The 13,088-nt window shown below is 59.2% G+C and carries 9 protein-coding genes; 4 read left to right on the forward strand and 5 right to left on the reverse strand.

The window, feature by feature from the left end:
• Positions 1-156 precede the first annotated feature (156 nt).
• From Q0601_RS04810 to Q0601_RS04830, 5 genes are all read right to left on the reverse strand, one after another.
• The gene (locus Q0601_RS04810) at positions 157-1,017 is read right to left on the reverse strand and encodes an ATP-binding cassette domain-containing protein (RefSeq protein WP_305287692.1); all 861 of its coding nucleotides are present in this window, start codon (positions 1,015-1,017) and stop codon (positions 157-159) included.
• On the reverse strand, positions 1,014-1,853 hold the full coding sequence (locus tag Q0601_RS04815) for an ABC transporter ATP-binding protein (RefSeq protein WP_305287694.1): 840 nt from the start codon (positions 1,851-1,853) through the stop codon (positions 1,014-1,016). Before Q0601_RS04815 ends, Q0601_RS04810 begins: the two co-directional genes overlap by 4 nt.
• Positions 1,854-1,857: 4 nt before the next feature.
• Positions 1,858-2,712, reverse strand: coding sequence for an ABC transporter permease subunit (locus Q0601_RS04820; protein WP_305287890.1), 855 nt, complete (start codon positions 2,710-2,712; stop codon positions 1,858-1,860).
• Between the two features lie 59 nt (positions 2,713-2,771).
• A complete protein-coding gene (locus tag Q0601_RS04825) occupies positions 2,772-3,779 on the reverse strand; it encodes an ABC transporter permease subunit (RefSeq protein WP_305287696.1) in 1,008 nt (335 codons plus the stop codon).
• 75 nt (positions 3,780-3,854) lie between these two features.
• The gene (locus tag Q0601_RS04830) at positions 3,855-5,447 is read right to left on the reverse strand and encodes an ABC transporter substrate-binding protein (protein WP_305287698.1); all 1,593 of its coding nucleotides are present in this window, start codon (positions 5,445-5,447) and stop codon (positions 3,855-3,857) included.
• A 295-nt stretch (positions 5,448-5,742) separates the two neighbouring features.
• Here Q0601_RS04830 and Q0601_RS04835 point away from each other — a divergent pair, with 295 nt between their 5' ends.
• The 4 genes from Q0601_RS04835 to Q0601_RS04850 all read left to right on the forward strand — a co-directional run bounded on the left by Q0601_RS04835 (position 5,743) and on the right by Q0601_RS04850 (position 12,359).
• A complete protein-coding gene (locus tag Q0601_RS04835; RefSeq protein WP_305287700.1) occupies positions 5,743-6,471 on the forward strand; it encodes a TetR/AcrR family transcriptional regulator in 729 nt (242 codons plus the stop codon).
• A gap of 98 nt (positions 6,472-6,569) precedes the next feature.
• Positions 6,570-7,751 (forward strand): efflux RND transporter periplasmic adaptor subunit, encoded by a 1,182-nt coding sequence (locus Q0601_RS04840; protein ID WP_305287702.1) that lies wholly within the window; start codon positions 6,570-6,572, stop codon positions 7,749-7,751.
• Positions 7,752-7,757: 6 nt separating this feature from the next.
• On the forward strand, positions 7,758-10,874 hold the full coding sequence (locus tag Q0601_RS04845) for an efflux RND transporter permease subunit (protein ID WP_305287704.1): 3,117 nt from the start codon (positions 7,758-7,760) through the stop codon (positions 10,872-10,874).
• Positions 10,875-10,973: 99 nt separating this feature from the next.
• On the forward strand, positions 10,974-12,359 hold the full coding sequence (locus tag Q0601_RS04850) for an efflux transporter outer membrane subunit (RefSeq protein WP_305287892.1): 1,386 nt from the start codon (positions 10,974-10,976) through the stop codon (positions 12,357-12,359).
• Positions 12,360-13,088 lie beyond the last annotated feature (729 nt).

Raw genomic sequence — 13,088 nt, forward strand, 5'->3', positions numbered from 1 at the left:
TGAATTCCAGAACTGGCAAATGTATTCGTATCGTGTCCATCCGCGACGATATGGGGAAACATGTCAACGCCGCGCCGGGCAGGCGGTGCCCCCCGGTACAGGCAAAGTGCCGCCCAGCCGCATTCATCGCTTGACAATAACGCTCTCGCCAATGTCTCAAACCGTCTGGCGTTCTCGCGCTTCTTTACGGCGCTGAACACGGGCGCGGATCGCGTCAAGATCGGTGACAGGCGTAGCGGCGAACAATGCTTGCGTGTAGGGATGTTGGGGATCGGCGAACACTGCTTCGCGGCTGCCCTGTTCGACCGCCTCGCCCTTCGACAGCACCATCACGTCGTCGGCGATATAGCGCACGACCGACAGATCATGACTGACGAAGATATAGGTCAGGTCAAACTCATCCTGCAGATCGGCCAGCAGGTTCAGCACCTGCGCCTGCACTGACAGGTCAAGCGCCGAGACCGGCTCATCCAGTACCAGAAGCCGGGGATTCAGCATTAACGCGCGGGCAATCGCGATCCTCTGCCGCTGACCGCCCGAGAACATATGCGGATAGCGGTTGAAATGCTCGGGCTGCAGACCGACTTTCTGCAACATCGCTTCGGCGCGGTCACGGCGCTCGGCTGCGGGAGTCCTGGTATTGATGACCAGCGGTTCCATCAGCACGTCGCCGATCTTCTGGCGCGGGTTCAGACTGCCATAAGGGTTTTGGAACACCATTTGCACCTTGGATCGCATTTCCGGTCCCGGCCTGTGGCGGCTAATATCGACCGGTTGGCCGTCAATCAGCAATTCTCCTTCGGAGGGCGGGTCGATCAGTGCGATGATCCGCGCCAATGTCGATTTACCCGAGCCGCTTTCCCCGACGATCGCCAGCGTTTTGCCCTGCGCGACCCTGAAATCGACGCCCTTCAGTGCACGGACCTGCTTGCTGCCGGTGAACAGGCTGCCGGGCATCTGGTAATCCTGCACAAGGGCGCGCCCCTCGACGACGGCGATATCTTTTGCATCACTCATTCCGCATCCTCCCGCAGAAAAATCTCTGACACGGTCGGCAATCTTTCCCCGGTCGCATGCTCGGGCAAAGCCGAGAGAAGCGCGCGCGTATAGGCGCTTTTCGGCGATTCAAACAGGCTCAGCACATCGGCCTCTTCCATTTTCCTGCCCTTGTACTGCACCACCACACGGTCGGCGGTTTCGGCGACCACGCCCATGTCATGCGTGATCAGGATCAGGGCCATGCCGTAATCCTCCTGCAATTTCATCAGCAGATCGAGGATCTGCTTCTGGATCGTCACATCAAGCGCCGTGGTCGGTTCATCCGCGATCAGCAGGCGCGGGTTAGAGGCGATGGCCATCGCGATCATCACCCGCTGGCTTTGACCGCCCGACATCTGATGCGGATAGGATTTCAGCTTTTCCTCTGGCTGCGGAATGCCTACGGCGGTGAACAGTTCCAATGCGCGGACACGGGCCTGTTTGCGCGACATGCCCATATTCAGGCGCAGGACCTCTTCGATCTGGAATCCAGCTGTGAAAGACGGGTTCAGCGAGGCAATGGGCTCCTGAAAGATCATCGTGATCTCGCGCCCGATCAGTTTGCGCCGCTCGGACCGGGACATGCGCAGCAGATCGCGGCCATCATAGGTCATTTCATCGGCGGTGACGGTGGCGGTGTCGGGCAAAAGCCCCATCACCGCCAGCATCGACACCGATTTGCCCGAGCCGGACTCGCCGACGATGGCCAGAACCTCGCCGGGATCAACATGCAGATCGATGCCGTCGACCACGGTAAAGCTGCCCGTCGCCGTGGCGAATTTGACCGTGAGGTTACGGATGTTCAACTGTGCCATGACGTCAGCTCCGCTTCAGCTTGGGGTCAAGCGCGTCGCGCAGCCCGTCGCCCATAAGATTGATCGCCAGCACCGAAATCAGGATGGCAAGGCCGGGGAAGGTCACCACCCACCACGCGCTGGAGATGAACTCCCGCGCCTCGGCCAGCATTGTCCCCCATTCGGGCGCGGGCGGCCTTGCACCCATGCCCAGAAAGCCGAGTGCAGCGGAATCCAGCACGGCCGAGGAAAAGGACAGCGTCGCCTGCACGATCAGCGGCGCAAGGCAGTTCGGCAGGATCGTCCTGAACATCAGCCTGAGGTTCCCCGCGCCAGAGACGCGCGCGGCGGTGACATATTCGCGCTTCTGTTCGGACATGACGGCGGCGCGGGTCAGGCGGGCAAAATGCGGCTGATAGACAATGGCGATGGCGATCATCGCATTGGTCAGTCCCGGCCCCAGAACCGCCACCAGCACAAGCGCCAGCAACAGCGACGGGAAGGCAAGGATGATATCCATCACCCGCATGATGAAATTGTCGATCCAGCCACCGAAAAAGCCGGCAATCAGCCCGATAATGGTTCCGCCGATCAATGCGACCGAAACGACGACGATGCCGATGAACAGCGAATATTGCGCCCCAAAGATCAGGCGGGACAGGATGTCCCGGCCAACGGCATCGGTGCCAAGGATATAACCTTCGCGCCCGCCTTCCTGCCAGATCGGCGGCACCAGCAGCAGGTCGCGATACTGGGCTGTCGGGCTGTGCGGTGCCAGAAGCGGTGCAAAGATCGCGATCAGCACCAGCAGGATAAACACCACAAGGCCCGCGACCGCTCCCCGGTTCTGTCGGAAATAGAACCAGAACTCGGCGATCATACGGCGGCGAATTGCGGCGTCTGAAAGCTTTACGGGCACGTTCGTTTCAGAAATATCGCTCATTTGACGCGTATCCTCGGATTAATGAGGCCATAAGTCAGATCGACCAGAAGATTGACCACCATCACCAATATGGCGATCAGCAGCAGGCCCGATTGCACGACCGGATAGTCGCGGCTTGAAATCGCATCGACCATCCATTTGCCGATGCCCGGCCATGAGAAGATCGTCTCGGTCAGGATTGCGCCCGCCATCAGAACGCCGATCTGCAAGCCGATGGTCGTGATAACCGGGATCATCGCGTTGCGCAGCGCGTGGACACCGATCACCCGGCGCCTCGGCATGCCCTTGGCCCGCGCGGTGCGGACATAATCTTCGCCCATCACCTCCAGCATCGCGGACCGGGTTTGACGCGCGATCACCGCCAGCGGGATCGTCGACAGCACGATAGCGGGCAGGATCAGATGAAGCACCGCCGATTTGAAGGCCCCCTCCTGATCTGACAGCAAAGAGTCGATGAGCATGAAGCCCGTCACATTGGGAAAATAAAACATATAGCTGATCCTGCCGGATACCGGCGTCCAGCCCAGATAGCCGGAGAAGAAGATGATCAGCAGCAGGCCCCACCAGAAAATCGGCATCGAAAATCCGACCAGCGCCGAGGTCATCGAGATCTGGTCGAACCAGCTTCCGCGCTTGATGGCTGCAAGAACGCCGACCGGAACCCCGATGATGACGGCGAGAAAGATTGCGCAGAGGCCAAGTTCCACTGTCGCCGGAAACAGCGTCAGAAATTCATTCAGTACGGGCTTGTTAGTGGAAAGCGAATTACCGAAATCGCCTTGAAATAGCCGGCCGAGAAAGCTGAAATACTGCATGACCAGCGGCTTGTCATAGCCCAGCATCGCCGTCAGTTGGGCATGCCGTTCGGGGGATACCCCGCGCTCGCCCGCCATCAGCAGCACCGGGTCCCCGGGCAGGATGCGCACCAGCCCGAAAGCGATGATGGTGATGCCCAGAAACGTCGGGATCAGATAGAGAAGCTTGGTTAAAATGAAACGAACCATGCGCCTTTTCCTTGCAGAACGCGCGGGGATTGACGCCCCCGCGCGCTCGGTTCCGGTTGAGGGACTTTCGCCCGATTACTCGGCGATATCGACGGTGTCGAAGACGTAATCGCCCAGCGGGCTGATGACGAAACCAGTGACACCTTTCGCCATCGGCACATAAGTGGTCGAGTGCGCAATGGTGAACCACGGGGCTTCCTCTTTGAAGACCACCTGGGCCTCTTCATAGAGTTTGGTCCGCTCTTCCTGATCGGTGGTCCGGGTGGCCTCGCTCAGCAAGCCCGAGAATTCCTCATTGCACCAGAATGCGCGGTTTGCGCCACCTTCATCGGCCGACGCGCAGGACAGTAGCACCGACAGGAAGTTGTCAGGGTCGCCATTATCTCCGGTCCAACCCAGAATAACCGCACCCTCCCGGCCGGATTCCATCGATTTGGACAGATATTCGCCCCATTCATAGGACACGATTTCAACATCCACACCGACCTTGGACAGATCTTCCTGCATCAGTTCCGCCGTGCGGCGGGCATTGGGCATATAGGGACGCTGAACCGGCATTGCCCAGATCTGCATCTTCAGATCGGTGACACCCTCGTCTTCCAGCATTTTCTTCGCGGCCTCGGGATCATAGGGATCATCCTCGATCGCGTCGTTATAGGACCACATGGTGGGCGGCAGCGGGTTCTTGGCAGGTTCGGCCGCGCCCTGGAACACCGCACCGATGATGGCTTCCTTGTTGATCGCCATGTTCAGTGCTTTGCGGACCTTGGGATTGTCGAATGGCTCGACCGTCGTGTTATAGGCCAGATAGCCGACATTCAGCCCGGCCTGCTCATCCAGCTGAAGATTTGGATCGGCCTTGATCGCCTCCAGATCCGCAGGGGCGGGATAAGACATCAGATGGCACTCGCCCGCCTTCAGTTTCTGTAAACGTACTGCTGCGTCGGGAGTGATGGCGAAAACCAGATCATCGATCAGCGGAGCAGTGCCCCAGTAATCGGGATTCTTCTTGTAGCGGATCACCGCATCTTGCTGATAATTGACGAACTGGAACGGGCCGGTTCCAATCGGCGCGTTGTTCAACGCAGCCATATTGCCGGATTCCTCCAGCGAGTCGGCATATTCCTTGGACACGATCGAGACGAAAGGCATGGCGATATTCGCCAGGAATGGCGCCATCGGCTCGGTAAGTGTGAATTTCACCGTGTAATCGTCCACTTTCTCGATCTTCTCGATCAGTTCGGACATGCTCATCGATGAATAATATTCGTAGGTGAGCCCCGGAATATACTGGTGCCATGGGTGATCAGCATTGGCCTGACGCTCGAACGAGAAGATCACGTCATCGGCGTTGAAATCACGCGTGGGGGTGAAGCTGTCGTTGGAATGCCATTTCACGCCCTGACGCAGATGAAAGGTATATTCCTTGCCGTCCTCTGATATATCCCAGCTTTCTGCCAGTGATGGCTCTACCTCGGTCGTGCCTTTCACGAATTCCGTCAGGCGGTTATAGACCGGATGCGCGCCCGCGTCGAAGGTGCTGCCTGCGGTATAGGGCGCGGGGTCAAATCCCTCGGGCGATGCTTCCGAGCAATAAACAAAGGTCTTTGCCTCTGCCACGGCGGTCGACATGGCGAGCGCCGATGCGAATATAAGCAGTTTTTTCATCGTATTCCCCTGTTGTGATTCACAATGTATCTGTTGGTTTTACCGATCTGGCGGATCAATTTCATCCCTATGTATCACATTCTCTGCCATTCCCCTGCGTCACTTGTTAGCAGCACTGTTAACGTTAGCTGTTATCCAAAATATTTGTGGGTTCTTTCAGGGATACCCATGGCATCCTTGTTTCGGGGCACGATCTGCGCCCATGAGTTGATCGAAAAGCCCGGCCATGTAGTGCTTCGCCGCAATCTCACTGGCCGCAGGTCAGATTGGCCTCTGGAAGTCCTCGGATGAATGTTTGACCGGGCGCCAGTTGTCGCTGAATGAAAATTCCGGGGCAGGTCAAGGAATGCCCCGGAAGAAGCGTAATTTTTTTTACCCAGCAAAAGGGCCGCGGATGGGCTTGACGTGCCGCAACTATTTATTTACGAACGATCGTGTTGAAAAAGGAGAGACCGTGGGCCGCAAGCGTAGTATTGATCGTGAATGCCTGATGCAGGCCGTCGAATGTGTTGCGCGTCGTCATGGCGTAAGCGGTCTCAGCATTGATGCTGTTGCAAAAGAGGCTGGCATCAGCAAGTCCAGTGTCGTCTATGATTGTGAAAGCAAGGCTGGGCTTTTGGCCGCTTTCACGCGCCATCAGCTTGAACAGCATCGCGACAAATTCGAAGAGGCTTATGCCCGGCACGAGGGTAAACCCAATGCCTGGCTGCGCGCATTGATCGATGAATTCCGCACCGCGCCGACCGATGAAGATATCGCGATGGCGCTTCTGATCAGCGCGGGCATGGGCGAGAGCGCCGAATGCCACGAGATCATGCGTCAGGAACTGCGCGGCGATGCAGAGCGTGTCGCAGCCGATGCGGCCGAGCCGTGCAAGATGCTGCGGGCGCTTTTGACACTGCATGGGATGGCTTTCATGGAATATTTTGGCTTCCATCGTTTCGATGATGTGATCCGGAATGAAATTCTCGATGACCTGATGGCCATCGCGGACAGCGACAAAGGTGCGCCAGCCGACAAATAGTCTTTTCCTCCTCCACATAATCATCTTCCTCCACGAAGACCGATCCGAAAGTAAGACCATTGCATTACTCCCGAACGCCTGGCAGGTTTGTCTGCCTGATGGCCGGCTTCGTATTGCTTGCCGGCCCCGTCCTCTCACAGCAATTGCCTCCGCCCGAGGTCAGCGTCCTGACCCTGCGACCCGAGCCGTTGCCCGTCATCAATGAATTGCCCGGCCGGGTTGCCGCGACGCGCACGGCCGAGGTGCGCCCGCGTATTGGCGGTATCGTCGTGAGCCGGGTTTTCGAGCAGGGTAGCGCAGTAAAAGCGGGCGATGTCCTGTATAAGATCGACCCGGCGCCCTATGCCGTTCGCGTTGCCAGCGCCGAGGCGACATTGGCCCGCGCGGAAGCCAGCCGCAAGAACGCCGAGGATCAGCTTCGCCGTACCGAACAATTGCGCGAACGTCGTGTGACTGCCGGGGTCGAACTGGACAATGCCACGACGGTTCTGGCGCAGGCCGAGGCGGATGTGGCAATCGCCCGGGCCTCGCTGCAGGAGGCGGAGCTGAATTTCGGCTATACCGATGTTACCGCGCCGATCGATGGCGTGGTCGGCCGCGCCCTTGTGACAGAAGGCGCGCTGGTGAATGCGGAAACCGACGTCATGGCGACGATTCAACAGCTTGATCCCGTTTATGTGGATGTGACGCAGTCATCTGCGGATCTGTTCGCGCTGCGCCGCGCGCGCGATGCGGGGACCTTGATGATGGAGACCTCGGAAGAGGCGCAGGTTCAGTTGATCTTCGATGATGGCACGGAATACGCTCATCCGGGCAAGTTGCTGTTTTCCGAGGCGAATGTTGACAGCACAACGGGGCAGATCACATTGCGGGCGGAATTTCCCAACCCGGACGGGGATCTGCTGCCGGGGCTTTACGTCCGTGCCCGGATCGAACAGGCCGTGCGCGAAAACGCATTGGCCGTGCCGCAGATGGCCGTGCAGCGTGATCAGTCGGGGCAATCCTATGTCTATGTGCTGAAGGATGCCGACACCGTCGAACGCCGTGATATCCGGCTTGGCCAGACCCTCGATAATCGCTGGCTGGTCGAGAACGGATTGACTGCGGGCGACAAGGTCGTGGTGGAAGGCGCGCAGAAGCTTTACCCCGACGCCAAGGTCGTTCCCGAGCCGGTGGAACTTGCCCAATCCGCCAAGGCGGATGATGCCGCCACGGGCGCACAGCCAGCGATCGAGGTCGCGGATCGTGCCGCCGCCTCTTCGGCTCCGACCAGGGAATAGTACCGGATGGCACAGTTCTTCATCCTTCGCCCGGTTCTCGCCTGGGTGATCGCAATCTTCATCGTTATCGCCGGGTTGATCGCGCTTCCGCAGATGCCGATAGCGCAATATCCGCAGGTGGCGCCGCCGCAGATCCAGATCTCGACGGTCTATACCGGCGCGACGCCGACCGAGATGTATCAGTCCGTGGCTCAGCCCATCGAAGAGGAACTTAACGGCATTCAGGGCATCCAGTATTTCGAATCGACATCGGATGTCTCCGGCGCGATTTCGATCACTGCGACCTTTGCGCCGGGAACCGATGTCGGGACTGCGCAGGTCGATATCCAGAACGCGGTAAGCAGGGTCGAGCCTGTCCTGCCGCAAACGGTCGTGGATCAGGGTGTTACCGTCGAAGAAGCCGGGGCCGGGTTCCTGATGATGGTGTCACTGACCTCGACCGATGGAACGATGGATGCGGTCGCGCTTGGCGATTATATCAACCGCAATGTCGTGGGCGAGATTCGCCGGATCGACGGTGTGGGCCGTGCACAGGTCTTCGCGTCACAAGAGGCGATGCGGATCTGGCTTGATCCCGACAAGCTGACTGGTCTGAATATGTCGCCCGCCGATGTGCAGACCGCCATCCGCGCGCAAAACGCACAGGTGGCCGCCGGTCAGATCGGTGCCGATCCGAACCCCGTCAATCAGGAACTGACCGCGACGGTTCTGGTCAAGGGACAGCTGACCGAGGCCGAGGAATTCGGAAATATCGTGCTGCGCGCCAATACCGACGGCTCTACGGTACGGCTGCGTGATGTCGCGCGGATCGAGATCGGCGCGGATACCTATAATTTCGCGTCACGACTGAACGGTCAGCCCACGGCGGCGATCGGCATCCAGCTTTCCAGCACGGGTAACGCATTGGCCACCTCGCATTCGGTGCAAACCGCGATGGAAGAGCTGTCGCAGTTCTTCCCCGAGGGGATCGAATATGCGGTCCCTTACGATACGGCGCCCTTTGTCGAGAAATCCATCGAGAAAGTCATCCACACGCTGGTCGAGGCCGTGGCCCTTGTTTTCGTCGTGATGTTCCTGTTCCTGCAAAACTTCCGTTACACCGTGATTCCGACCATTGTCGTGCCGATTGCGCTGGCGGGTACGCTTGGGGTGATGCTGGTTGCCGGTTTTTCGATCAATGTGCTGACCATGTTCGCCATGGTTCTGGCAATCGGCATTCTTGTGGATGACGCCATCGTGGTGATCGAAAATGTCGAGCGTATCATGGCGCGTGAGGGGCTTCCGCCCAAAGAGGCCACGCAAAAAGCGATGGGCGAGATTTCGGGCGCGATCGTCGGCATTACGCTGGTTCTGGCGGCGGTCTTTATCCCGATGGCATTCTTTCCGGGCTCTACCGGGATCATCTATCGTCAGTTCGCCCTGACGATGGTGGTTTCGATTCTGTTCTCGGCCTTTCTTGCATTGACGCTGACGCCTGCCCTATGCGCGACGTTCCTTAAGCCGATCAAAGGGCATCACGAGAAGAAGGGCTTTTTCGGCTGGTTCAATCGCAAATTCGATGCCGTGACCCAGCGTTATGGGCGTGGCGTATCGGTTCTGACGCGGCGCACCGGGCTGGTGATGCTGATCTATCTTGGCGTCGTGGCGTTGACGGGTCTGGGCTTCACTTCGCTGCCCACGGCATTCCTGCCGAATGAAGATCAGGGCTTCGTCATTGCGGATATCCAGACGCCGCCAACCGCCAGTTCGCAGCGAACCGACGCTGCGATCCGCACGATCGAGGAATATTACGGTCAGAATCCGGCGGTCGAAAATGTCGTGGGTATTCGCGGCTTCTCGTTCTCGGGGCAGGGACCGAATGCGGGTCTTGCCTTCATCACCTTTACCGACTGGGCCGAGCGTGACCAGTCTGCCGGTCAGATAGCGGATGCGGCCAATATGGCGCTGTTTCAGACCAAGGACGCGCAGATCTATTCGCTATCGCCACCGGCGATTCCGGGGTTCGGCACCTCTGGCGGCTTCACCTTCCGTCTTCAGGACCGGGGCGGGGCCGGGCAAGAGGCGCTTAACGCCGCCGCCCAGCAGCTTATGGATGAAGCGCAAGCGGGCGGCATCGTCACCGGCCTGCGGGTCGAGGGGATGCCCGCCGCGGCGCAGGTCGCGATCAATATCGACCGGGACAAGGCCCAGACTTTCGGGGTGGCCTTTGGCGATATCAACCAGACGATTTCGGCCAATCTCGGCTCCAGCTATGTGAATGATTTCCCGAATCAGGGAAAGATGCAGCGCGTTATCGTGCAGGCGCAGGAAGAAAGCCGGATGCAGGCCGAAAGTATCCTTGACCTGACTGTGCGGAATTCGAATGGCGGTATGGTGCCGTTTTCGTCCTTTGCGACGCTGGACTGGGATCAGGGGCCAAGTCAGGTGGTCGGCTATAACGGATATCCGGCGGTTCGCATCGCCGGTAACGCGGCAGAGGGCTTTTCCTCGGGTGCTGCCGTCGCCGAGATGGAACGGTTGGCCGCCCAGTTGCCGGAAGGTTTCGCCTATGAATGGACGGGCCAGACGCTGGAAGAGATCAGTTCCGGCAATACCTCGACCATTCTGTTCGCGATGTCGATCCTGTTCGTCTTCCTGCTGCTTTCGGGTCTTTACGAAAGCTGGGCGATTCCGTTGTCGGTCATGCTGGTCGTGCCGCTTGGGGTGATCGGCTGCATCGCGGCGGTGATGCTGCGCGACATGCCGAACGACGTCTATTTCAAGGTTGGCCTTATCGCGATCATCGGGCTTTCGGCCAAGAACGCCATTCTGATCGTGGAATTCGCCAAGGATCTGCGCGAGCAGGGCATGACCCTGATCGAGGCGGCGGTCGAAGCCGCGAAGCTGCGTTTCCGCCCGATCCTGATGACGTCCATGGCCTTCACGCTAGGCGTGGTTCCCTTGGCCATCGCCACCGGCGCTTCGGCGGCCAGCCAGAACGCGATCGGCACCGGGGTCATCGGCGGCATGGTCGCGGCGACCATTCTGGGGGTGTTCTTCGTGCCCGTTTTCTTCGTGTTCGTCCTTGGATTATTCAGCCGGACCAGAAGACGCGCCGCGAATTCCGAAACGACGGCGGCCTGACAAGGTCTGCCGCGCGCGGGCGGGGATGCTCCGACCCTTGCCCGCGCCTTATCCATTCACGCCCTGATTATCGGGGCTAAGAAAGTTCAGTTGATCCAGATGTCCCAATCCTCAATCCTGTCCCGCCGTATCGTTCTGAGCGGCCTTGCCTCGTCATTTGCGCTGGCCGCATGCAGCCCCGCCGCCTATCGCGCGCCCGAAGCCGATCTGCCCGAACGGTTCGCATCCGACAGTCCCGCCCGCCGAGCGGGAACCAATGTGTGGTGGTCGGCATTCCGCGACAGCCGGCTTGACGGGCTGGTCGCCGCCGGACTGGCGCGCAATCTCGATGTGCAGACCGCCGTTTCCGTCATCCGCGAAGCTCAGGCGAACGCGCGGCTGGTCGGCTCGAACGATTTGCCAAGCGCCGATATCACGGGTGCAGCCTCGCGCGGCGACAGCGAGGGCTCGGGAACCGTGATCGATCAAAGTTCGGGCACGCTGGGGGTTTCCTGGCTTATCGATATTTTCGGGGCGAACCGGGCGGCGCGGCAAGGGGCCTCGGCCCAACTGGACGCAGCCTATCTTTCGGCCGAGGTTGCACGGCTGACCGTGGCCAGTGCAATCGCGCAGGCCTATGTGGATGCGCGCTATTATCAGGAAGCTGCGGCCCTGACCCGGCAAAGTCTTGAAAGCCGCAAGCGGACGCTGGCCCTGACCCGCGAGCAGGATCTGCTTGGCAGCGTCTCTCGCATCGAGGTACTTCAGGCCGAACAGCTCGTGACGCAGGCCGAGGCCGCGCTTCCCGCGCTGGAAAAGGGCTACGATCAGTCAATCAACAGGCTGGCGACGTTGACCGCGGGCCGCAGCACCGATGTGGCTGCGCGTCTGCGGAAGGGCGGAGGGCAGCCACGCGCCAGCTATCGCGCCAGCGTCGGTGTTCCTGCCGATGTGGTCCGGGCGCGCCCTGATGTCCGCGTGGCCGAGCGTAAGCTGGCAGCTGCCGTCGCGGCAGTAGGCGAGGCGCGGGCGGCCTTTTATCCCAGACTCACGCTGACGGGCAATGTGACCCCTGTCGATTTAGGTCGCGCGGGCAGTATGAAGACCTGGGGTTTCGGTCCGCAAATCTCGGTGCCGTTGTTCAATGCGGCCAATCAGGCTCAGCTTTCGGCATCGCAGGCCCGGGCTGAACAGGCGCGGCTGGCATGGCAATCGGCGGTTCTGAACGCCGTGGAAGAGGTCGAGAACGCCCTTGCCGGCTATAACCGCGATGCCCGCGCAGTCGATGCGCAGTCGCGGCTGGTCGAGAATGCGCGCGAAGCGGTCGATCTGGCCCAGACTTCCTATGAATTGGGCGATGCGGATTTCTTTCCGGTGCTGGATGCCGAACGCACACTTCTTGAAGCGCGTCAGAGCCTTGCCAATGCCGTTCGCGAACAGGCGTTGAATTTCGTGGCGCTCAGCGCGGCATCCTCGGGTGGGGTGGGGCTTCCGGCAGGCAAATAACTGAAAGGGTGCCGTGATTGTACAGCACCTTGTTCGGTTTTTGAGGGCTGAGGTATATGTGATGGGATGACACGCATCCTGCTGACAGATACGGGTCGGGCTGTGTTCGTGACAGGTTGCGCACCGCTACACAGTCGATCTATTCCGGGCGCCTATCATCATTGATGAATGGTGCGAGCATCGTGTCAAGTATTTCCATCAAACGCTGATGGAACTGGACTCCGATGAATTCTTGCTGTCCGACGTTGAGCCCGCCTTCTCCAAGAAGCTCTTGAATTGCCCAAAAAAGATTCTGTTGAATTTCTTGGTAGCCACCAAGATATCTTCTTGGCGCATGAGGGTATCTTCTTCCGGCGCAGGAGGAACCATGGGCGCGCTCCCTTTCCGGCCAGGGTGGCTTCTAGTGGGCCCGCAACTCGCCCGCATAATCTCGCGCTCTGGCTTCGGCCTCCGTCCAGCTGTCAGTCTTGAGGCTTTTGCGGATCTCTTGCTTATGGACAAACGGAGCAGAATTCTTCCGGAGCAACTCACCGGAAGTGCCAAGTCGACCGGTGTTCTGGCTCGACGATTCTCGATTTTTGCTGCAATACCTGTAGGGTAAGAACGAACTCACAACAAAAAATATAATATAGAAATTTTGTAGAAGTGGGCTTCTGGCTGAACAGGAACTGCTTCGGATCCCCTTGGCTCTACCAATGAAATCAAGCCGTCAGCCCATATATGTCGATC

Source organism: Paracoccus wurundjeri (assembly GCF_030678915.1).
GTDB classification, from domain to species: domain Bacteria; phylum Pseudomonadota; class Alphaproteobacteria; order Rhodobacterales; family Rhodobacteraceae; genus Paracoccus; species Paracoccus onubensis_A.